Source organism: Oceanisphaera avium (genome assembly GCF_002157875.1).
GTDB lineage: Bacteria > Pseudomonadota > Gammaproteobacteria > Enterobacterales > Aeromonadaceae > Oceanimonas > Oceanimonas avium.
The window spans coordinates 1,439,305-1,460,612 of the sequence record NZ_CP021376.1; the positions used below are offsets into that span (position 1 = coordinate 1,439,305).

20 protein-coding genes are annotated in these 21,308 nt (G+C 47.8%); 4 read left to right on the forward strand and 16 right to left on the reverse strand.

Translation table 11 applies throughout. From position 1 onward, the window contains the following. Nucleotides 1–115 precede the first annotated feature (115 nt). From CBP12_RS06625 to ribH, 9 genes are all read right to left on the reverse strand, one after another. Nucleotides 116–1,465 carry a hypothetical protein gene (locus tag CBP12_RS06625; RefSeq protein WP_232455175.1) on the reverse strand — a complete coding sequence of 450 codons (1,350 nt, stop codon included), beginning with the start codon at nucleotides 1,463–1,465 and terminating at the stop codon, nucleotides 116–118. A gap of 111 nt (nucleotides 1,466–1,576) precedes the next feature. Continuing rightward, entirely contained in the window at nucleotides 1,577–2,536 is a 960-nt protein-coding gene (locus CBP12_RS06630; protein ID WP_086963740.1) for an ABC transporter permease, read from the reverse strand. Between the two features lie 2 nt (nucleotides 2,537–2,538). After that, nucleotides 2,539–3,513: an ABC transporter permease gene (locus tag CBP12_RS06635; protein WP_086963741.1), complete on the reverse strand. Its 975-nt coding sequence runs from the start codon at nucleotides 3,511–3,513 to the stop codon at nucleotides 2,539–2,541. A 109-nt stretch (nucleotides 3,514–3,622) separates the two neighbouring features. Next, complete coding sequence (locus tag CBP12_RS06640; protein ID WP_086963742.1) at nucleotides 3,623–5,179, reverse strand: ABC transporter substrate-binding protein; 1,557 nt, start codon at nucleotides 5,177–5,179, stop codon at nucleotides 3,623–3,625. A gap of 19 nt (nucleotides 5,180–5,198) precedes the next feature. Continuing rightward, nucleotides 5,199–6,938, reverse strand: coding sequence for a dipeptide ABC transporter ATP-binding protein (locus CBP12_RS06645; protein ID WP_086963743.1), 1,740 nt, complete (start codon nucleotides 6,936–6,938; stop codon nucleotides 5,199–5,201). A gap of 193 nt (nucleotides 6,939–7,131) precedes the next feature. After that, nucleotides 7,132–7,611, reverse strand: a complete 480-nt coding sequence (locus tag CBP12_RS06650) for a phosphatidylglycerophosphatase A family protein (RefSeq protein WP_086963744.1) — start codon at nucleotides 7,609–7,611, stop codon at nucleotides 7,132–7,134. 170 nt (nucleotides 7,612–7,781) lie between these two features. Beyond that, on the reverse strand, nucleotides 7,782–8,741 hold the full coding sequence (gene thiL / locus CBP12_RS06655) for a thiamine-phosphate kinase (RefSeq protein ID WP_086963745.1): 960 nt from the start codon (nucleotides 8,739–8,741) through the stop codon (nucleotides 7,782–7,784). Nucleotides 8,742–8,789: 48 nt separating this feature from the next. Next, nucleotides 8,790–9,200 (reverse strand): transcription antitermination factor NusB, encoded by a 411-nt coding sequence (gene nusB / locus CBP12_RS06660; protein ID WP_086963746.1) that lies wholly within the window; start codon nucleotides 9,198–9,200, stop codon nucleotides 8,790–8,792. Between the two features lie 13 nt (nucleotides 9,201–9,213). Beyond that, nucleotides 9,214–9,681, reverse strand: coding sequence for a 6,7-dimethyl-8-ribityllumazine synthase (gene ribH / locus CBP12_RS06665; RefSeq protein ID WP_086963747.1), 468 nt, complete (start codon nucleotides 9,679–9,681; stop codon nucleotides 9,214–9,216). Nucleotides 9,682–10,163: 482 nt separating this feature from the next. On the opposite strand from ribH, the gene CBP12_RS06670 reads away from it, so the two are divergent. Beyond that, nucleotides 10,164–11,066 (forward strand): DMT family transporter, encoded by a 903-nt coding sequence (locus CBP12_RS06670; protein WP_086963748.1) that lies wholly within the window; start codon nucleotides 10,164–10,166, stop codon nucleotides 11,064–11,066. On the opposite strand, the gene CBP12_RS06675 is transcribed toward CBP12_RS06670, so the two are convergent. From CBP12_RS06675 to glyA, 7 genes are all read right to left on the reverse strand, one after another. After that, nucleotides 11,063–11,983: a DUF808 domain-containing protein gene (locus CBP12_RS06675; protein ID WP_086963749.1), complete on the reverse strand. Its 921-nt coding sequence runs from the start codon at nucleotides 11,981–11,983 to the stop codon at nucleotides 11,063–11,065. The two genes, CBP12_RS06670 and CBP12_RS06675, sit on opposite strands and share 4 nt — an antisense overlap. A 47-nt stretch (nucleotides 11,984–12,030) precedes the next feature. Next, nucleotides 12,031–12,375, reverse strand: coding sequence for a HopJ type III effector protein (locus CBP12_RS06680; RefSeq protein ID WP_086963750.1), 345 nt, complete (start codon nucleotides 12,373–12,375; stop codon nucleotides 12,031–12,033). Between the two features lie 193 nt (nucleotides 12,376–12,568). Then, the gene (locus tag CBP12_RS06685) at nucleotides 12,569–13,234 is read right to left on the reverse strand and encodes an alpha/beta hydrolase (RefSeq protein ID WP_086963751.1); all 666 of its coding nucleotides are present in this window, start codon (nucleotides 13,232–13,234) and stop codon (nucleotides 12,569–12,571) included. Between the two features lie 171 nt (nucleotides 13,235–13,405). Next, nucleotides 13,406–14,515 carry a bifunctional 3,4-dihydroxy-2-butanone-4-phosphate synthase/GTP cyclohydrolase II gene (gene ribBA / locus CBP12_RS06690; protein ID WP_086963752.1) on the reverse strand — a complete coding sequence of 370 codons (1,110 nt, stop codon included), beginning with the start codon at nucleotides 14,513–14,515 and terminating at the stop codon, nucleotides 13,406–13,408. Between the two features lie 171 nt (nucleotides 14,516–14,686). Next, nucleotides 14,687–15,859 (reverse strand): bifunctional diaminohydroxyphosphoribosylaminopyrimidine deaminase/5-amino-6-(5-phosphoribosylamino)uracil reductase RibD, encoded by a 1,173-nt coding sequence (ribD, locus tag CBP12_RS06695; RefSeq protein WP_086963753.1) that lies wholly within the window; start codon nucleotides 15,857–15,859, stop codon nucleotides 14,687–14,689. Continuing rightward, on the reverse strand, nucleotides 15,860–16,309 hold the full coding sequence (gene nrdR, locus CBP12_RS06700; protein ID WP_086963754.1) for a transcriptional regulator NrdR: 450 nt from the start codon (nucleotides 16,307–16,309) through the stop codon (nucleotides 15,860–15,862). A gap of 127 nt (nucleotides 16,310–16,436) precedes the next feature. Continuing rightward, nucleotides 16,437–17,690 carry a serine hydroxymethyltransferase gene (gene glyA / locus CBP12_RS06705; RefSeq protein ID WP_086963755.1) on the reverse strand — a complete coding sequence of 418 codons (1,254 nt, stop codon included), beginning with the start codon at nucleotides 17,688–17,690 and terminating at the stop codon, nucleotides 16,437–16,439. Nucleotides 17,691–17,953: 263 nt separating this feature from the next. Here glyA and CBP12_RS06710 point away from each other — a divergent pair, with 263 nt between their 5' ends. The 3 genes from CBP12_RS06710 to acs all read left to right on the forward strand — a co-directional run bounded on the left by CBP12_RS06710 (nucleotide 17,954) and on the right by acs (nucleotide 21,165). Then, the gene (locus CBP12_RS06710; protein WP_086963756.1) at nucleotides 17,954–18,574 is read left to right on the forward strand and encodes a chaperone protein TorD; all 621 of its coding nucleotides are present in this window, start codon (nucleotides 17,954–17,956) and stop codon (nucleotides 18,572–18,574) included. A gap of 3 nt (nucleotides 18,575–18,577) precedes the next feature. Continuing rightward, nucleotides 18,578–18,946: a DUF2956 domain-containing protein gene (locus tag CBP12_RS06715; RefSeq protein ID WP_086963757.1), complete on the forward strand. Its 369-nt coding sequence runs from the start codon at nucleotides 18,578–18,580 to the stop codon at nucleotides 18,944–18,946. Nucleotides 18,947–19,215: 269 nt separating this feature from the next. Further along, on the forward strand, nucleotides 19,216–21,165 hold the full coding sequence (acs, locus tag CBP12_RS06720) for an acetate--CoA ligase (RefSeq protein WP_086963758.1): 1,950 nt from the start codon (nucleotides 19,216–19,218) through the stop codon (nucleotides 21,163–21,165). Nucleotides 21,166–21,308: the final 143 nt, after the last annotated feature.

Sequence of the window (21,308 nt, forward strand, 5' to 3'; positions counted from 1 at the left end):
GCACTTTGAGTGTGCCTTTCTGACTTTATGACCCGCTAACTCGCTTTGTGCTTCGCTATTAAGCGAATTAAAGGGAGAGCTTTTAAGCGTTAGTCTCTTCATGAAATGCGATTTTTTACAGCACATTTATGCCTAGTCTCCAGCCTAACACGCCAATCGCGAGCAGCACGCCTAAGGACATCAGCGCTAAATAACCTAAATTCCAGCGCATCATGGCAAAAGAGTCCACGCCATAGCGGCCTTGAAATGCCACGTTAATCCCTGACAAGGGCCCACTTGCGGTGCCCAGTGCCCAGGACGACAGAAAGACTAAAGCCATTAAGCTATGATCAGGATTTAGCGGTGCCCACACACTGGCGGCCAGCATAATACAGACAATAGGATGAACACCCAAAAGTGCCAAAAAGATAATAGCCAAATAAGTAACAGCGGCGGCCAAAATGCCAAAGTGCGCTACGGGTAGTTGCCAATGCGCGCTTAGTAGTACACTTTCCAAGCCATAGGCTAAGACGCCCGCGGCTAAGAATAAGATCAATTCATTGCCCATTTGTGCTAAGCGCCCGCTCACTAACTGCACAATGTTTCGCCTCACAGACTCTCTTTTAATCACCAATCCAGTCACACTAAACAGCGGCGCTAATAAGGTGATCACCGCCAAAATGGACCACTGGGGCAGTAATTTATGAAAGACTAATACCGCAATGGCTAACAGGCTAGGTACTAGTAAGGCGCTAATATGCAAGGGATAACCGATAAATTCGCTGACAGGCGCACTGGGATAATCGTCTGTGGAACGAACGGGCACCGCTTGGCGCTGTAATTGCCAATAAGTTAGCCCTAATGCGATAGCGGCCAGCGGCATGCTCACCCCCCATAATAGCGCCAGCTCGGCACGGGGCGCGACACTTAGCGCCACTCCCATAGCAGCAAAAAATGGCGACCAAAATGCGGCCGCACTAAAGCCGCGCACCAAGACCAAAGATTGCTCACGAGTAAGCTTGGCGTGCTGTGCTAAACGATCACCAATAATAAAAACTGCCGATAAATTAATAACGGCACCAAAGGCGTGAATGGCCACTAAGGTCGAGCTCAGTGCACGACGCCCCTTAGGCAGTGGCATCTGCTGCTGTTGTGCTGGGCGAGTGACTAAACTTAAAAAGCTCACCGCCACTAACATGGAGATAATAGTGACGTTAGCACTGAATAATCGCTCCACGGCCAGCTCGGCGCCTAACCATAAACTTGCCACTAAACAGCTCACGCCTAGCCCAATTAAAACACTGGCTTGTCGGCGGTTACGCTGAGAAAGGCCATTCCATAAGAGCGCAGCCGCCAACCAATAACTGGTGCCCGCCACACTGTTAGAGACATTAAAACCAAGCACATTGGCAGCAACCAACACCATACCTAATAAAATAAGCAGCCCCGCCAGTGAGCGAGGAGCCTTAATAACACGAGCCAACAAGAGCAATCCTTTCAAGGCAGCCGTACGCTTTACGCCATACGCGCCAAGCTACAAAAAATATCGGGGTTCGTCTTTAATTTATGGCGTACGGCGGTAGACGTATAGCTATGTTTATCCCTTATAAAATTTAGGGTTAAAGACATCGCGCAACCAATCACCCAATAAATTAATAACTAGCACTAACAGCACTAAATACAGGCCAGGAAAAGCGGTGATCCACCAAGAGCCGGAGAAAATATAGCTAAAACCCATACTGATCAAAGAGCCCAGCGAAGGTTGATCAACAGGCATGCCCAAGCCTAAAAAAGACAGCGCGGCTTCGCTCATAATGGCATTTGCCACTTGGACTGTAGAGATGACTAAAATAGGCGATAAGCAGTTAGGTAAAATATGGCGAAACATAATACGCAGCGGTTTAAAGCCCATCACCTTGGCCGCTTCTACGTATTCTTTTTTCTTTTCTGCTAATACACTGGCGCGAATAGTACGGGCATATTGTGGCCATTCTGCTAAACCAATAATGATCACTAACATTAACACCGCATATTGGCCGTAGAAATCAGCTCCCAAGGTGGCTTGAAACACCGCAGACACTATAATGGCCACCATCATAGTGGAAAAAGATAATTGCACATCAGCAACGCGCATTAAGAGACTATCGGCTCGCCCACCCAAATAGCCCGCCGACAAGCCCACCATAATGCCGATTATCAGCTGCAGCGCCACAGCACTTAGCCCAATAATTAATGACACGCGTGAGCCATATAAAATAGTGCTGAAAATATCGCGCCCTTGTACATCGGTACCTAGCCAAAAACGCGTATCGCCCATCTCTAACCACGCCGGTGGTAGCTCAGAGTCTAAGATATCAATGGTCGCTAAATCATAGGGATTAAAAGGCGCTAACCAAGGAGAGAGCAAGGCCGCCACTAGCATGGCCATAAATAAGGCAAAGCTAATGATAGCGACCTTATCGCGGCGAAAATGATAAATAAAATCTGACTGACAAAGCCGTGCCCAGCGACTCGGTACTTGCTCATCATTAAGCTTATTATTGAGTTTACTATGCATGCCTATCCCTTAGCCGCTAAGTTGACGGTGGGGTTAATTAAGCCATAAATTAAGTCCACTAAGGTATTGGTTAACACAAAGACAAAACCGACAAAAATGACATAGGTGGTGATCAGCGGCGTATCGACTCTATTAATGGCATCTAAGAACAATAAGCCAATGCCCGGCCATTGAAAGACTGTTTCCGTTAAAATGGTATAAGCCACCATAGTGCCAATTTGCACCCCGCCCACGGTAATTAAGGGTAACAAGGTGTTTTTTAAGGCATGCAAAAACCAAATACGATATTTATTTAAGCCCTTTGCCCACGCAAACTTTACATATTCACTGCTTAATTGTTCCAACATTTCAGAGCGTACTAAGCGAATAAAGAGTGGCAGCATAATGGAAGATAAAGCGACAGTGGGCAGGATTAAATTGCGAAAGCCTTGCCAGTTAAATAAGCCAGATTGCCAGCCAAAAGGGCTAGTTAGTACGCCGCGGCCATAGGCGGGTAGCCAGCCTAGCTCAATGGAAAACACATACATTAATAAAATGGCAGTTAAAAAGACCGGCACCGATATACCAACAATGCTCAGCCCCATTATTAGGCGCGCGCCTAAAGCCCGCGGTTTAATGGCGCAGTACACACCCAGCGGAATACTTAAGCTAATAATTAACACCGTAGAGCAAAAGACTAACTCCAAGGTGGCAGGCAACTTATCAAAAATCACTTCTAAGGTGGGCTTTTTATAAAAGTACGACAGCCCAAAATCCCCCTGCAGTGCTTGGCCTAAAAAGCGACCGTATTTAACTAAAAACGGATCGTTGAGCCCAAGCTCAGTGCGCATTTGCTCGCGCACTTGTTCAGACACCGACTGCCCTACGAGCTCACGTAGGGGATCGCCCAGATTATCTTGAATTGAAAACGCCACTAAGCTGATGACAAACATCACCACTATCATCTGAAACAGTCGTTTCAATAAGAAAGTTAACATTATTTATTCCAACAAAAAAAAAGCGCTAAGCAACACCAAGCGCATTGTCTTCCTTTAGTGGAGCGCCTGGCACTGGGCGTTATTTTATTATTTGGCGGCTAAGAAGCGGTTAGTCTTTAACCACTAAATCTCCTAAATAAGGAAAGTCGAGCGCGTTGACGATGGGCTCAGCTTGAACCTTTTCTTTGGCGCCCCAGGCTAAGTCTTGCCAATGCAGCGGCACAAAGGCGGCATCGTCATAGAGGATTTGTTCAACTTGCTGCAACATGGCGCCGCGCTTAACGTCATCCGTTTCTAGGTTGGCATTATCGATAAGATCATCAAGCTTAGCATTAGCATAATGGCCACAATTATATTGCCCGCGACCGGTTTCTTCATTGCGACTCATGGTTAAAAATTCAGAGAAGTTAGCCGCATCTTCGGTATCTGAATGCCAGCCAATCATCAGCATATCGGCATTACACTTATCAAACTCCGGCCAGTACTGCGCCACCGGCATGGTTTTTAAGTCCACATCAATATTAATGCGTGCCAGCATCGCCTTCACCGCCTCGGCAATTCTAAAGTCATTTACATAGCGGTTATTGGGCGCAATCATGCTGATTTTAAAGCCCTCCTCATAACCGGCTTCGGCCATTAATTGCTTGGCTTTATCGACATCGTAGCGCAGTGCCAAGTCGGGATTATGGCCAAGATAAGCAGCGGGAGTTTGCTGAGAAGCTGGGGTACCAAAGCCGCGCATAATACGCTTCACAATGCCTTCTTGATTAATGGCATAGTTAATAGCTTGGCGCACTCGCACGTCTTTAAAGGGCTCAAAGCGTGCTTGGTTCATTTGCAGCGTAATAATGCGCGTGCCCGACTCGGTAATGAGCTTAACGCCAGAGGCGCTCTGTACGCGGTTATGATCGTTTGGCGATACCGGCTTAATGAAGTCCACATCCCCCGCTAATAAGGCCGCTACCCTAGTGGCATCTTCTTTGATCGGCACTAAGGTTAAATTTTGTACATTGCCAGGGGATTGCTTATCCCAATAGTCTTGGTTGCGCTCATACTCTACTTTTATGCCTTGCTGGCGAGATTTCAGCCTAAAGGGTCCCGTGCCTGAAGTATGAGTAGACGCAAAGGAGCTGCCATGTTTAACAATAGCGCTCTTTTCTTTGCCTCCCTCTCCTTGACCACTATAAAACTTAGAGTCCATGGGAAATAAATAAGTCATGGTATTAAGTACTAAGGGGTAAGGGCCACGCGTGACTATATCTACGGTGTGTTTATCCACTTTGGTGGCAGCACTAAAGGAGTCAAAAATTGCCTTAAAATCGGGGGACTCCTTAAGGCGATTAAAAGTCCACACCACATCGTCGGCACTAAAGTCGTTACCGCTGTGAAACTTCACCCCTTTTCGTAAATAAAAACGCACGGTGTTTTCATCACGGCGCTCCCATTTTTTTGCTAAGCGGGGCTGGGTTTTAAAGTCTTTACTCCAGCGCACCAAGGGGTCAAATAACAGATGCGACATCTCCATGGTATCGCCAGAAAGCTGCTCGTGTGGATCTAGCGACACAGGATCCGCATCATAGGCAATGGTTAAATCTGCTGCTTGCACACCCAAGGTCAACCCTGCAGCCAGCATGGCCGTCATTACTTTATTGAGTCCGTTTTTCATGTACCACTCCATTGACTGTTTATAACTCACCCGCAGGGAGCGCGGAAATATCTAATCCTGCCCGAGACATGCCTTTAAACTCTGGCATTAAGCCAATTAAAGCGCGGCTATAGGGATGACTAGCATGGGTAAATAATTGTTCGGTATCGGCCACTTCCAATAAACAGCCTTTTTGCATCACCCCAATACGGTCACACATTTGGCGGATCACTGGCAAGTCATGGCTAATAAATAACAAGGTAAGCTTAAGCTCATCTTGTAAGTCTTTCAGTAGATTTAAAATTTGTGCCTGTACTGATACATCTAATGCCGAGGTCGGCTCATCGCAAATAAGCAAACGAGGGCGAGTCGCCAACGCGCGAGCAATGGAGATCCGCTGGCGCTGGCCACCGGAGAATTCATGAGGAAATTTAGCACCGCTATTGCGCTCTAACCCGACATAATCTAATAAATCCCTCACAATCGAGCGAATGTGCGCCTCATTATTTGCTAATCGGTGAAAACGGATCGGTTCACTAATAATATCGGCTACCCGCATACGCGGATTTAAAGAAGAATAGGGATTTTGAAAGATCATCTGCATTTGCCGTCTAAGTGGGCGACGGGCTTGTTCACGCTTAATGGCCGTGAGTTCGATACCTTCAAAACTAATCTTGCCACTATCGGGCGGATATAAACCACTAATAGCGCGCGCTAAGGTGGATTTTCCTGAGCCCGACTCACCGACTAAGCCAAAGGTTTCCCCTTCATGAATAGAAAAACTGACGTTATTGACCGCTTGAATATATTGGCGCCCCGACTCAAACAAGGCGTGTTTAGTGATAAAGCGCAAGTTGCACTCTTTCACCTGTAACAAAGGGCCGGTATACGCGCGCTGAGCTTGGTTTTGCCCAAGCCAATGGCTTTTTAAATGCAGCTGGGGTGGCTCAGTTGCCTCTTCGATATACGATACTAAAGGAAAGCGATGCAGTTTAATATCAGAGCGCGGCACCGCTGAAATTAAGCTTTTAGTGTAATCATGGGCCGGTGTGCTTAAGACCTTGGCGGTGGGTCCAATTTCCATTAAACGTCCGCGATACATCACCGCAACTCTATCAGTTACATTGGACACCACGCCCATATCGTGGGTAACTAACATGCAGCCCACATTACGCTCTTTACAGAGCGTGCGAATAAGCGTGAGTATTTGGTCTTGGATAGAGACATCGAGCGCGGTGGTGGGCTCATCGGCAATAATTAATTCCGGATCACATGACAGCGCAATAGCAATCACGACGCGTTGGCGCATGCCGCCAGAAAACTGATGAGGAAATTGTTTAATGCGAAGCGCGGCGTGCGCAATACCCACCGACTCTAATAATCCAATCGACTTTTTGCGCGCTTGGCGGGGCGTCAGTGTGGTATTTGCCAGTATGGTCTCAACCATTTGCTTTTCAATGGTGAAGAGCGGGTTTAGCGACGTCATGGGATCTTGAAAGATAAAACCAATTCGCCGGCCACGAATACCGCGCATTTGATGGGAGCTTAGGCCTGAAATAAGCTCTTTATCTAAATAGACATCGCCACTGGCAATGCGCCCTGGCGGACTCAGTAAGTCGATAATCGCATTACCAATGGTGGACTTGCCGGCACCGGACTCTCCCACCACGCCTAAAATCTCGCCGCGCTCAACATGAAAAGATAAATCCGCAATGGCCGCCAGCACGCCATGGCGGGAAGGATATTCAATTCTTAAGTGTTTCACTTCTAACAATGACATAGCCATCCTCAGAGTTGATGCGCGGGTGTTGGCGAGTTAAGGGCTCATTAAAGCCCTCTATCTTGTTGCTTGGATAGCGAAGTTTCAATATTAAAAATAGGTGAGTGTGAGCGTGAGAGGAAAATAGCCCACCATGTTAGGCGAGCTGCGACAAAAGTGCGCCTTAGCCTTATCAATTATTCCTAAGCCTGACTTACCAAAAACGGGCCAGTACTTGTAGACACAGCCAAGCAAATAGGCCGGCAATGACATCATCAAGCATAATACCAATGCCGCCATGAATACGGCGATCAAACCAGCGAATAGGCCAAGGCTTGATAATATCGAAAAAGCGAAACAGCACAAAGCCCACCACTATCCAGCCCCAGCCTAAGGGTGCCATAAACATAGTAATGCCAAAGCCGATCACTTCATCCCACACAATAGCGCCGTGATCAGGCTGACCAATGGCGGCCGTCGCTGCATTACAAATCCATATCCCAGCGATAAAACCTATCACCAAGAGCGCGATATACCAAGGTGCGCTTAAGCCTTGAATTAATAAGTACAAGGGGATAGCCGCAAGGGTACCCATAGTACCAGGCATCACAGGACTTAAACCGCTGCCAAAACCCAGTGCCAAAAAATGCAGTGGATTAGACAACTTTAAGTTAGCCAGCTCTGGTTTTCTCATGGCAGTGTTCCTTGTTTAAATACAGTGCGGTGTAAGGAGTGAAGGCTAAAGAATGCTTACCCTCTGTTATTGAGCTGGATACGAGGCGCGACTTCATTTTTCCCTAAGCCCTATTCACTTGTCACCCTATCACTCATCACTAATCACTAATCACTCATCACCGCTGACGCTTAGCGAAAATGATCCCAGCTTTGGCCCGTGATTTGATAAGGCTCATCATTGTGAACCAGCTCTACACTGGGCTCGCCGGCAAACATGCGCCCTACTTGAGTAAACTTAACGCCACAATGACCTAGGGCAATGTCTAACTGGCCACGATGTAGCTCAGGGACGGTGAAACACAACTCATAATCATCGCCACCGCTTAAAGCTAACTCCCAACCTTGTTCTTGGCTCACCGAAGCGTGCATAGCGTCACTTAAGGGTAAATGCTCTACTTCCAGTTGGGCCCGCAAGCCAGATGCGCGACAAATATGTGCTAAATCTCCCAATAAGCCATCGGATAAGTCCAGCGCACTGCTGGCAATATCGCGCAGCGCTTGGCCTACTAAGATCCGCGGGTGGGGATGTTCAAACTTAAAGCGCACAAACTCTTGGTGCTCATCAGGCACGCTCACTTTGCCCAAGACTTGCTGTAAGCCTAATGCCGCATCCCCTAGGGTACCGGTCACATAAATAGCATCACCTGCTTGGGCACCACTGCGTAGTAAGCCTTTACCTTCAGGCAAAGTGCCGTGCACGGTGACGGTAATCGACAGCGGGCCTTTGGTCATATCACCGCCCACTAAAGCCACATTATAATATTCAGCCAGTTCAAAAAAACCGGCACAAAACTGGGTTACCCAGTCATGATCAACCTCAGGCAAGGTCAGTGCCAACGACACCCAGCAAGGATCGGCGCCCATGGCGGCTAAATCCGATAAGTTCACCGCTAACGCTTTATGACCTAGAGCTTCGGGGTCCATATCGGCAAAAAAATGCACTCCGCTCACTAAGGTATCGGTACTTACAGCTAATAAAGTATTAGCGGGCACCTGTAAAATGGCGCAATCGTCGCCAGGCCCCATCACCACATCTTTACGATGATGATGCACATTAAAATAATGCTTAATAATATCGAATTCATTCATAGAAAATGAAAAGCCAGCGTGTGGCTGGCTTTTTTCCCGTGCTTATTGTTATTTTTTTAATTGCTTGATGACTTTATCAAGCACGCCGTTCACAAAACGATGACTCTCTTCGGCAGCAAAGGCCTTGGCTAACTCAATCGCTTCGTTAATCACTACTCGATAAGGCACATCTTCCCGTCGTGTCAGCTCGTAGCTTGCTAAGCGCAGTACCGCTTTATCTACCATGTCTAAGTCGGCGATGGGGCGCGACAAAAATGGCGAATAAATACCATCTAGCTCTTTAGTATGGACAGACACGCCATAGAGCAAGTCACGGAAATATTCCATGTCTACGCCTTTAGTGTCTTGTTCTAGGGCAAATTGCTGGGCGATATCGGCTACATTATCTTGGGTTATCTGCCACTGGTAAATAGCTTGGGTAGCGAGACGGCGAGCCTTACGGCGTTCAGACGGTTTCAAAGCAGTACTCCTATTAGTCCAGCTGTTGCAGGACGTTAATCATTTCAAGTGCGCTAAGCGCAGCCTCTGCGCCCTTGTTGCCCGCCTTGGTACCAGCGCGCTCTATGGCTTGTTCAATATTTTCTGTGGTTAATACGCCAAAAGCGATGGGCACATCAAAGTCCATCATGACATTGGCCATACTGGCGCTATTTTGATTGGCCACGAGATCAAAGTGGTAGGTGCCACCACGGATCACACAGCCCAAGGCAACTATGGCGTCGTAATTACCGGTTTTAGCCAGCTTTTTACACACTAAAGGCATTTCAATGGCACCCGGTACTTTGACCAAGGTGATATTGTCATCTTTTACTTGGCCTTGGCGAACTAATACATCTAGCGCGCCATTGACTAAACTGTCGTTAATAAAATTATTAAAGCGTGCGACCACGATCGCTACCTTGGCGTTAGGAGCGGCCATTAGTCCTTCGATTACCTTCATGGAAACCTCTGCTCTGATAAAAGTGCGCATATTCTAGCACAACCTAAGGGTGACAAAAGTCATTAGATGCCGCCAAATTAATAACCGCCCCGCCCTGAGGGGTACAGAGTGACAATTAATGACCGGCTAAGGCTTAAGCTCGGCGTGCTTTGCCTGACGCTTTGTTTGTTCAAGCGACGCATCTAGCTCGCATATTAAGTTCGACAACAAGCAAATAGCACCCTCAAACTAAGCATCGACACGCGCTAATATCACACCAAAGTCTAGGCTCACTTTTTGGGCCCCTTCCTGCTCAGCAGAGCGTATTATTTACAGTGGCAGATAAAGTAGCGCATAGCATAAGCAAACCCTTGGCTTTCGCTATAGAATAGCTAGCTAGCCACTTAGTTATAGTGAGCCTTGATAAATAGCCAGACAGTGATCTTTTAATCTTGATGGCGATGCCCCTTAGCTATCACTTATCCCATGGCGCAGGAGCCAGCATGCAACCAGAACGGCGCGGCGATTTATTAATTTTAGCGGCAACCTTGTTAGCTTCCATTGGCTGGCTTTTCTCCAAAGAAGCCATTCAGGGGTTACCACCCGCCGGCTTTGTGGGCTGGCGTTTTTTATTAGCGGCACTATTACTGCTGCCTTTTTGCTATCGACAATTAATTGCTACCCCAACCGAGCTATTAGTGAAAGCCGCGGCCATTGGCTTAGTAATGACCCTTAATCTTATTTTTTGGATACAGGCCATCGCCCACAGTAAGGGCATTGGTGAAGGTGCGTTTATTATGAGCTTAGCCATGCTGATGGTACCGCCACTGGCATGGCTAATTTTTAAAGAAAAACCGGTGCGCCAATTTTGGCTGGCCTTACCCATAGCCTTGCTGGGTTTACTGCTCTTGACCATGAACAACGGCTTAAGCTTGACCTTAAGTCAGCTATTATTCTTATTGGCGTCTTTATCACTAGCCCTCTATTTTAACTTAAACAGTCGTTTTGCACGGCGAGTCGATCCCATGGCGCTCACCTGTATTCAATTAGCCGTCACGGGAGTCATGCATTTAATATATTCCGCCAGCATAGAGCAATGGCCGGACACCATAGCGCCCAGTACTTGGGGCTGGTTTGCAGCCAGTGTTTTGCTCGCGACTTCTTTTCGTTTTGTCTTACAAAGCATGGGCCAAAAATACAGCCCAGTCGGCAATGCCGCGCTGATCATGATGTTAGAGCCAGTATGGACAGTATTAATTAGTGTATTTTGGTATCACGAGCCGATGCCGTTAGCGAAAGTTTTAGGCTGCTTATTGATCTTAACCGCTTTAGTGAGTTATCGCAGTGGCAATATTATGCTCTGGCTTCGTACTCGCAAAGCGCCAGCACTTAACAAACCCCATTAAGAATGAGCAGTCTTAATTCTATCCTTAAGCTCAAAAAGCCCCACTACCATTAAGCCCACTCCTAACCCTATGACGGCGTGAAGTAAGTGGGGCGTTAACCAAGCTAAGAGCCCTCCTAAGGCCCGCAGCCCATGGGCTAAGTCAGCCAGCGTCGTAACTTGATTACCTACCCAAGGCACACCATGCACTAGGATGCTACCGCCGACTAAAAACATCGCCGCCGTACCAACAATCGCTAAGGTGCGCATTAAATAAGGACACGCGGCTAAAATTCCTAATCCTAAGGTGTGAAAAAATCCCGGCTTTTTGCTTAAATACAGCCCCAAATCATCAAGCTTTACAATGGCCGCCACTAAGCCATACACACCTATGGTCATCACAATCGCGATACCGGTCAGCACCACAATTTGTTGCAAGAAAGGCGCCTCAGCCACTATGCCTAAGGTGATCACAATAATTTCTGCAGATAACACAAAGTCGGTACGAATAGCGCCTTTTACTTTACTGCGCTCATGACTTTTAATATCGCCCGCTGGAGCCACAGGCGTGGCGGCAGGCGCTGAGCAAGTAGGACGATATTTTCGCTTGATTAAGTGCACTACTTTTTCTGCACCCTCAAAGCACAAGTAGGTACCGCCAAGCATTAGTAGTGGCACGATTGCCCACGGCATCACCGCGCTAATGCCCAAGGCGGCGGGCACCAAAATCGCTTTGTTAATAAAAGAGCCCTTAGCCACCGCCCATACCACGGGTAATTCTCGGTCCGCTTTTACACCAGAGACTTGCTCAGCGTTAAGGGCTAAATCATCCCCTAATACACTGGCGGTTTTTCTAGCCGCCACCTTAGTCATCAAGGAAATATCATCCAGTAAGCTTGCAATATCATCGAGCAACATCAATAAGCTAGCGCCAGCCATAGGATAGATCCTTATGTGAGGCAGAGACTTAAAAGAAAAAGATAAGCTTACACTTTAGGCGTTAATGGCTGCCCATAATAATGAACTCCTGCCCAGCCCTGCTTTATGAAGTTACGGATATTTTGATGACTTTGTCCAGCAGGATCATCTAATACTCCTTGATAATGCTCACCAAAACACGCCAGCGTTTGTTCAGGGCTAAGTTGGTGTAAGCGGCCAAAAGCAAATATTTTACAAGAGCCATTATTTTCTCCCGCCGTATTTTTTAATGTCCCATTATCAAATGCACAAGGCGTAAAGTCATAATGGGCATCAATCACCGCCAAGCAATCGGCAAAGCTCAACTGCGAGGACGCACTTTGCAGTGTCCTTATTAATTCATGTTCAGTCATTTAAATTTCCTAAATTACAGTAAGGCGCCAGTGTAAGAAAAACACAGGCCAAGCAAGAGGTAAAAAATTAACAAGGCCAAAAATCAAAAAATGCCTAAGGCTATATGGGTAAGAGCGAGCTTACCCACCGCTGGCCATAGATTTACTTTCAGCTGTGCTCGCCCTTATTCACACTGTGTGGTTTCAACAGGACTTAAGGCTTAAGCGCTAAACACTGACTAAAAAAGCGGCTAATCTCCACAATTTCTGGGGCACACACGCTGTGCTCCATATTGTAAGAGTGAAAGTTAGGTGCATAACCCCAACAGCGTAATTGCTCACAAGCACGCGTCCCTAAGGTTTCTGGCACCACCGCATCTCGGCTGCCGTGCAAGACTAAAATAGGCAGCTTAGCATTGGCAGCCTGTCGCTCTAGGCTGTCGGCAGTCGCCAAATAAGTTGACATTGCTACTAAGCCTGCCAGCGGCTTATCAAAGCTCAGTGCCGCTTCATAGGCCACGGCACCGCCTTGAGAAAAGCCGGCCAAAATAATGCGGCGGCTATCAATGCCCTGCGCAATTTGCTGCTCAATGATAGTTTGAATGGCGTGGGCTGAAATGCGTAATTGGCGCTCATCCACTTCGCGGTCAATGTTCATCGCCATAATGTCATACCAAGCCGGCATACGATGACCGCCATTCACAGTAACGGCCAACTGCGGCGCATGAGGAAAAATAAAACGAATGGCGCTGTCTTTAGGTAAGCCAAGCTCGGGCACTATGGGTTCAAAATCATGGCCGCTGGCACCTAAGCCATGTAACCAAATAACACACGCATCAGGCTGTGTGGCCGGCTCTTTTATGATGCTCTTTAGGGGCATGGTTTACCTCAGTCAAAAATTAAGGAGAAAAAGACATTTAAGTCGCTTTATCATACCTCGCATTATTAAGATGTGTAGTCAGACAAAAAAGCCCGCTTATCAAACCGATAAGACGAGCCTTAGAATGGTGCATTTAGTCGCTATTATAGCGTAGTGCTGGATGCGGGGGACTTATTCAGTGACGTACTCCACCACTTCTAGACCAAAACCAGAGAGGGCATGGTAGCGCTTAGGTGAGCTAAGCAGTGTCATTTTTCCTACCCCTAACGCTTGCAAAATTTGCGAGCCCACGCCCACTCGGCGAGAAGTACCGCGCCATTTAGGGGCTTCTGCTTGCTCGCCTTTGTCCACAGCTTCAAATTGGCGCACCACTGAAAGTAGCTGATCGGGCGCTTGTTCTTGGCCTAATATCACTAACACACCCCCCTCATCGGCAATGCGTTGCATCGACTTAGCTAAGGGCCAAGTGCGCGCCGATAAGCGGTCAGTCATTAAAATATCGGTAAACACATCATGAATATGCACGCGCACCAAGGTCGCTTTATTAGGTTCAATGTCACCCTTTTTTAGGGCAAAGTGCACTTGGTTATCAATGGTGTCTCTAAAGGTGATTAACTCAAACTCGCCAAATTCGGTAGGCAAGGTGCAGCGAGCCACTTGCTCTATGGTGGTTTCATGCTGATTACGGTATTCAATTAAATCAGCAATGGTGCCCAATTTAATACCGTGTTGTTCGGCAAAGACTTCTAGATCTGGGCGACGGGCCATGGTGCCATCTTCATTTAAGATCTCCACAATCACCGCTGAAGGCTCAAGACCTGCCAAGCGTGCTAAATCACAGCCCGCTTCTGTATGGCCGGCACGGGTTAATACGCCGCCATTTTGTGCTTTAAGTGGAAAGATATGCCCAGGCTGGACTAAGTCGGAGGGCTTAGCGTCGGGTGCTACCGCCGCTTGCACAGTGCGCGCACGATCGGCGGCAGAAATTCCTGTGGTCACGCCAGACGCCGCCTCAATAGAGACGGTAAAAGCGGTCGAAAACTGTTCAGTATTACGACTCACCATTTGAGGAATGTTCAGCTGGCGGCATCGAGCTTCGGTGAGCGTTAAACAAATTAAACCGCGCCCATATTTAGCCATAAAATTAATGTCGTCGGGGCGGACATGGTGCGAGGCCATGATCAAGTCGCCTTCATTTTCTCGGTCTTCGTCATCCATTAAGATGACCATTTTGCCTTGGCGAATATCGTCAATAATATCTTGGGTGCTACTTAAGGCCATGGATTCCTCTCTTATCTTCATACAGGGAAGCGCACCTTAAAGGCGAGCGCTCACCGTTTGCGCGCATCATAAAGCCAACGGCTTAAGGTTACTGTTAGGTAGCCCTCAAAAGTGACCCGCTCCCTAGTGCCTGGTAAACCTTAGTTTTGAGTCTTTATTAACACTTATTTATTAAGGCTCAATGTGGTAGCGAATATGGGCACTCAGTTTTAAATCATTACCAATAAAACGCACATCTTGCCATTCTAAGTCAATTACTTGGCTCATGTCGGTTAAGGGCGCTAAATTAAATAAGCCGCGCGCACTATTGCCCATCAGCTTAGGTGCTTGATACAAGATAAGCTCATGGACTAATTGCTGCCCTAATAAGGCACCTGCTAGTTGCGCGCCCGCCTCTACCCACAAGTGATTGATTTGTCGACGCCCCAACTCTTGCATCAAGGCGCTTAAGTCTAATTTACCGTCGGGCGCTAAGGGCAATACGCACTCTTCTACTTGTTCATTAAAATCCCCACTTGCGTGGCTGCGCAACAATAAAATGGGGCCGGGCAAACTAAATAGCTTAAGTGAAGGCGTGAGGCGATTTCTTGTATCAATAATAACGCGCAGCGGTTGGCGAAGGGTCGGTGCTGTTGACGAACCAAAACCTTCGGGCTCGCCATAATCTGATGCCACACTGGCAGGCAGTTCACTCCAACGCACATTTAAGCTGGCATTATCCATTATTACGGTATCGGCACCCGATAAAATAGCGCAACTTAAGGCGCGGTGGCGTTGTACATCACGCCGCGCATGGGGGCCGGTTATCCATTTACTTTGGCCATTGGCCAATGCGGTGCGCCCATCTAAGCTAGCCGCTAATTTGAGGGTGACATAGGGCAAACCAGTGCGCATACGGTGCATAAACCCCGTATTAAGCGTCTGTGCTTCTTCAGCCATTAGCCCTGCTTGAGCCATAATGCCCGCCGCTTCTAGCATAGCCAGGCCTTTCCCTGCCACTTGAGGATTTGCATCTACACACGCCACGACCACGCGCGCTACTTTGGCATCAATCAGCGCTTTAGCACAAGGCGGCGTGCGCCCGGTATGAGCACAAGGCTCTAGCGTCACATAAGCGGTGGCGCCCTCTGCGCGGGCACCGGCTTGGCGCAGAGCAAATACTTCGGCATGAGGACCCCCGGCTTGGCGATGACAGCCCTCACCAAGCAGCATATCTTCTCCTAGTAACCGATCATGCTTAACAATGACACAGCCCACGGCGGGGTTTGGACTGGTGGTATAACACCCTCGGCGTGCAAGGGCGATGGCGCGGGCCATCCAACGGGCATCTTGGGCACTAAACACTTATTGCTCCAAACGGGCGATCTCTTCGCCAAATTCACGTAAATCTTCAAAGCAGCGATACACAGAAGCAAAGCGAATATAGGCTACTTTATCAAGTAGCTTTAACTCTTCCATTACTAGATTGCCAATCAGCTCAGACTTTACTTCTCGCTCTCCCGTGGCGCGCAGTTGCGACATAATACGGATCACTGACTGCTCAATGGCCTCTATGCTTACGGGGCGCTTTTCTAAGGCGCGCTGCATTCCTGCTTCTAATTTTTCTTCATTAAAGGGCTCGCGCATGCCATTGGTTTTAATAATACGCGGCATAACCAATTCGGCGGTTTCAAAGGTAGTAAAGCGCTCTTTACAGCTGTGGCATTCCCGTCGCCGACGCACTTGTAAGCCCTCGCCCACTAAGCGTGAGTCAATCACTTTAGTGTCGGTGGCATGACAAAAGGGACAATACATAACGCCTCCTAAGCTAGCTTAAATTCTCAGCATCACAATGCAGCTTAAATAATAAAAGCGCGTGGTCACCAATAAAAACGGGACCCTAAGGCCCCGTTTACTACATCACTCATCCTCAAGACTGAGCTTAAGCATAAACAGGGTGGCGACGACAGATCTCTTGAACTTGCTCTTTCACAGCAGCAATCGCAGCATCATCATTGATGTTATCTAACACATCACAAATCCAACCGGCTAATTGGCGCACATCGTCTTCATTAAAACCACGACGAGTAACGGCTGGCGTGCCAATACGGATCCCAGAAGTTACAAACGGTGAGCGAGGATCGTTAGGAACAGCATTTTTATTAACTGTGATAAAGGCTTTACCCAAGGCGGCATCAGCGTCTTTTCCTGTGATGTCTTTGTCAATTAAGTCGAGTAGGAACAAGTGGTTATGAGTACCACCTGACACCACTTTATAACCGCGCTTAATGAATTCATCGGCCATGGCTTGGGCATTTTTCAATACATTGCCTTGATACACCTTGAATTCTGGCTCCATGGCTTCTTTAAAAGCCACCGCTTTGCCGGCAATCACGTGCATTAAGGGGCCGCCTTGACCACCTGGGAATACTGCAGAGTTAAGCTTTTTTTCTAGCTCTTCATTATTTTCTGCAGATAACACCAAACCGCCACGAGGGCCGGCCAAGGTTTTATGGGTAGTAGTAGTAACCACATGCGCATGCTTAATTGGGCTTGGATAATGACCGGTGGCAATCATGCCCGCCACGTGGGCCATGTCCACCATAAACCAAGCATCAATTTTATCGGCAATTTCACGCATGCGCGCCCAATCAACGATGCCAGAAAATGCCGAGAAACCACCAATAATCATCTTTGGCTTATGCTCAAGCGCTAAGCGCTCCATTTCATCATAATCAATCTCACCCGCTTCGTTAATGCCGTAGGGGATGATGTTATACATTTTTCCTGAGAAGTTAGCAGGAGAGCCATGGGTTAAATGACCACCGTGGGCTAAGTTCATGCCCATCACAGTGTCGCCTGGCTTAACCAAGGCCATAAATACCGCCGAGTTGGCTTGTGAGCCAGAGTGAGGCTGGACGTTAGCGTATGTGGCGCCAAATAATTCTTTGGCACGATCAATCGCTAATTGCTCAACGATATCTACATATTCGCAGCCGCCATAAAAGCGACGACCGGGGTAACCTTCGGCGTATTTATTGGTCAGCTGAGAGCCCTGAGCTTCCATGACGCGAGGGCTGGTGTAGTTTTCTGAAGCGATTAACTCTATGTGCTCTTCTTGGCGCTGAGTTTCATCGCACACGGCTTGCCATAACTGGGGATCATAATCGGCAATATTCATGTCGCGGGTTAACATTGTCTCTCCTGACTCATGGGGGATATTAAAAATTTCGCATTAGTTTACCCTTAAGCAAAGAAATGGCCTAGCCCTGCAACTCGGCTTCGCGTACTTATTTATCTTTACGTAAAATAAGCTTGTTATGTTTTCGCGATATCCTTCATAGTTTGCGCCTTAGTAGGGTAGATCTGTGCGCTAAAGCCGATAGAATGACAGTTTTGGCCGAGTTATAGCCTAAGCCTTTATTTAATACTCAAAGGCGCGCTACCTCTGGGGAGAATATGCAAGATTTTATCGTAACGTCACAACGTCGAGCCGAGCTCTATCACTGGTTTACCGCTTTATTGTCCCTGCCTTTAACCGCACAAGATTTAGACGAGTTTGGCAGTTACGACATGCATGATTTTTTAAATAGCTTGGCGACACTTGACCCTTTACACGACGCTACACAAGCGTTTCGTGCTAAAACCGAGCACGTGTTGGCACTACAAGCGCCACAAGCGACACTTAATCAGCAGTATCAGCAGTTGTTTGAGCAGCACTCCTTATTGGATAGCAGTGCATTTGGTGAGCCTTCTCAAGCGTCGCTATTATTAATGAGCGTATTGTTAAAACAACACGGCACTCAACTAAGTGATGACGACCCGCTCCATATCTGTAATCAACTTGAAATGATGGCTAGCCTCGCCTTAGCCGCCACAGAAGCAGACAGCGAGGCGGTGCGTCTTGAATTATTAGACCAACAAAGAGAGCTGGCTAATGATTTACTGCTCAATAATTTGCCCCAGCTAGCCAAGGCCTGCGCCACTCATGACAGCTTTGGGTTTTATGCCAGCGCCACCCAGTTGTTATTGGCCTTTTTTAGTATGGACATCCATTACCTTAATAATGTGGCTCCCTAACTCATGAATAAACCTAGCCGAGCAAAGCGCCGCCCTTCTCTAGAAACTCAAGCCGAGGCCGAGCGCATTGCTAAAGCCACGCAAAAGCCCGGCCAAACTAAAGAACAAACCCGCTTAATTGCCCAAGGCGTGCAAAAAGGCATAGATGAATATAAGAAACAGCAAAAAGTACGCGCTCGCGCCGCCGATAAAGCGAAAAAACAGCGTATAAAAAATGCCGTCCTAGAAGAAAATGAGAGCCAGTTTATGCAGGCGGAGCGCGAGTTAACGCCCGTATCTCATTCCTATGGCGCCTGGTTACCCTGGGCGTTACTCATGGTAAGCTGGCTGGGCTTTGCACTTTTTTATTGGCAATTTATGCGTGCTCAATAAGATGACTACGCCTTCGCGCCTGCTAGTTATTCAGTGCTCTACTCTTTTACACCTTGAGGGTAAAAGTAGGATCCTACGCACGTCTATTTGTTAAAAAATATGCTAGTTATAGCCTTAACTAGCCAAAAGTCTAATTGAGAGCCACAGGTAACTGCGTCACCTTGTTACATAATGGTTAATCTTGTTTATTAGCCCATATTGACTAACTTGGGCGTAAATAATGTTGTCATACCCTAGGGGTAATTTGGTTTATACCAAGGAGCGGAATAATGAGTGAAGTTAAGGTTCATCCGGTTAAGGCACACATTGCCGAGCACGCCCACCTCGATGAGGCGGGTTACTTGCGCATGTATCAAGAGTCTATTGAGGCTCCTGATAAATTTTGGGCAGAGCAAGGTAAGTGCATCGACTGGATTACGCCCTATACCAAGGTGAAACATACTTCCTTTGATCCGGGCCATATCAGCATTAAATGGTTTGAAGATGGCACCCTTAACGTCTCGGCCAACTGCATCGATCGCCATTTAGCCACTAAAGCCGATGACGTCGCCATTATTTGGGAAGGCGACAATCCTGATGATGATAAAAAAGTTACCTATCGCCAATTACATGAGCAAGTGTGTCGCTTTGCTAACGTGCTTAAAGCTCAAGGCGTAAAAAAAGGCGATGTGGTGAGTCTTTATATGCCCATGGTGGTAGAGGCCGCCGTCGCCATGCTGGCCTGTACGCGTATTGGCGCCGTGCACTCTGTGGTATTTGGTGGATTTTCTCCCGATGCGGTGGCCAGTCGTATTATCGACTCTAATGCCAAATTAGTAATCACCGCCGATGAAGGCTTACGCGGTGGGCGTGCAGTGCCGCTTAAAGCTAACGTCGATGCCGCCTTGGCTAAGCCAGGTGTGAGTAAAGACTGTAAAGTGATTGTGTATCAGCGTACGGGTAATGAGGTGGCGTGGGATAGCGAGCGTAATATTTGGTGGCATGAAGCCATGGCCAAGGTAGACGCCGTGTGTGAGCCAGAAGTCATGAAGGCTGAAGACCCGCTGTTTATTCTCTACACCTCAGGCTCCACCGGCACACCCAAAGGCGTATTGCACACCACAGGCGGTTATTTAGTTTATGCCGCCATGACCTTTAAATATATTTTTGATTATCACCCAGGTGATGTGCACTGGTGTACGGCGGATGTAGGTTGGGTAACGGGACACTCCTATATTTTATATGGTCCACTAGCTAATGGTGCTACTACTTTAATGTTTGAAGGGGTGCCCAATTATCCTAAAACCAGTCGCATGAGCGAAATTGTTGATAAGCACCACGTTAATATTTTATATACCGCCCCTACGGCGATTCGTGCCTTTATGGCTAAAGGTGATGAAGCGGTAGAGGGCACCAGTCGCAAGAGCTTGCGTATTCTTGGCTCTGTAGGCGAGCCCATCAACCCCGAAGCTTGGGAGTGGTACTACCGAGTAATTGGCGATGAGCGCTGTCCTATTGTGGATACTTGGTGGCAAACTGAGACCGGCGGAATTTTAATTGCGCCGCTGCCCGGCGCCACTACCCTAAAAGCCGGCTCCGCCACCCGCCCTTTCTTTGGTGTACAACCGGCCATCGTCGATGGTGAGGGTACTATTTTAGAAGGAGCAGTGGAAGGTAACTTAGTGATCCTCGACTCTTGGCCTGGCCAAATGCGCACTATCTATGGCGATCACGACCGATTTGAGCAAACCTACTTCTCCACCTTCCCTGGCACCTACTTCTGTGGTGATGGCGCTAAGCGCGATGAAGACGGTTATTACTGGATTACCGGGCGCGTGGATGATGTGCTAAACGTATCCGGCCACCGTATGGGCACCGCAGAAATAGAGTCAGCCCTAGTGGCTCACCCTAAAATTGCTGAAGCGGCCATTGTGGGTGTACCTCATGAGATTAAAGGCCAAGGCATTTACGCCTACATCACCTTAAATGAAGGTGAAGTGCCCAGCGCTGAATTACATAAAGAGGTAAAAGATTGGGTGCGTAAAGAAATAGGCCCCATCGCTTCGCCAGACATTATCCACTGGGCCGAGGGCTTACCTAAAACTCGCTCCGGTAAGATAATGCGCAGAATTTTGCGAAAAATTGCCACCGGCGAAACCGATACCTTAGGCGATACTTCAACCCTGGCCGATCCGGCGGTAGTGGATCGCTTAATTGCTGAGCGTAACCAAGCTTCCTAACGGTTGCCTTATAAAGATGCCGCCTTAGCGCGGCATTTTTTATGGCTGGCCTTAATGAGTGGACTTAGTGTTAGCTAAATTGCCTAGCTCGCGGCAAATTATGTCTTAAAAAATCCTAGTATTACTTATATCGCTTAGTAAAC

What these genes read in the sequence shown, in the direction of transcription:
- CBP12_RS06630 (WP_086963740.1), bottom strand. Translation starts at nt 2,536, where the DNA reads ATGCATAGTAAACTCAATAATAAGCTTAATGATGAGCAAGTACCGAGT.
- CBP12_RS06635 (WP_086963741.1), bottom strand. Translation starts at nt 3,513, where the DNA reads ATGTTAACTTTCTTATTGAAACGACTGTTTCAGATGATAGTGGTGATG.
- CBP12_RS06640 (WP_086963742.1), bottom strand. Translation starts at nt 5,179, where the DNA reads ATGAAAAACGGACTCAATAAAGTAATGACGGCCATGCTGGCTGCAGGG.
- CBP12_RS06645 (WP_086963743.1), bottom strand. Translation starts at nt 6,938, where the DNA reads ATGTCATTGTTAGAAGTGAAACACTTAAGAATTGAATATCCTTCCCGC.
- CBP12_RS06650 (WP_086963744.1), bottom strand. Translation starts at nt 7,611, where the DNA reads ATGAGAAAACCAGAGCTGGCTAACTTAAAGTTGTCTAATCCACTGCAT.
- thiL (WP_086963745.1), bottom strand. Translation starts at nt 8,741, where the DNA reads ATGAATGAATTCGATATTATTAAGCATTATTTTAATGTGCATCATCAT.
- ribH (WP_086963747.1), bottom strand. Translation starts at nt 9,681, where the DNA reads ATGAAGGTAATCGAAGGACTAATGGCCGCTCCTAACGCCAAGGTAGCG.
- CBP12_RS06670 (WP_086963748.1), top strand. Translation starts at nt 10,164, where the DNA reads ATGCAACCAGAACGGCGCGGCGATTTATTAATTTTAGCGGCAACCTTG.
- CBP12_RS06675 (WP_086963749.1), bottom strand. Translation starts at nt 11,983, where the DNA reads ATGGCTGGCGCTAGCTTATTGATGTTGCTCGATGATATTGCAAGCTTA.
- CBP12_RS06680 (WP_086963750.1), bottom strand. Translation starts at nt 12,375, where the DNA reads ATGACTGAACATGAATTAATAAGGACACTGCAAAGTGCGTCCTCGCAG.
- CBP12_RS06685 (WP_086963751.1), bottom strand. Translation starts at nt 13,234, where the DNA reads ATGCCCCTAAAGAGCATCATAAAAGAGCCGGCCACACAGCCTGATGCG.
- ribBA (WP_086963752.1), bottom strand. Translation starts at nt 14,515, where the DNA reads ATGGCCTTAAGTAGCACCCAAGATATTATTGACGATATTCGCCAAGGC.
- nrdR (WP_086963754.1), bottom strand. Translation starts at nt 16,309, where the DNA reads ATGTATTGTCCCTTTTGTCATGCCACCGACACTAAAGTGATTGACTCA.
- glyA (WP_086963755.1), bottom strand. Translation starts at nt 17,690, where the DNA reads ATGTTAACCCGCGACATGAATATTGCCGATTATGATCCCCAGTTATGG.
- CBP12_RS06710 (WP_086963756.1), top strand. Translation starts at nt 17,954, where the DNA reads ATGCAAGATTTTATCGTAACGTCACAACGTCGAGCCGAGCTCTATCAC.
- CBP12_RS06715 (WP_086963757.1), top strand. Translation starts at nt 18,578, where the DNA reads ATGAATAAACCTAGCCGAGCAAAGCGCCGCCCTTCTCTAGAAACTCAA.
- acs (WP_086963758.1), top strand. Translation starts at nt 19,216, where the DNA reads ATGAGTGAAGTTAAGGTTCATCCGGTTAAGGCACACATTGCCGAGCAC.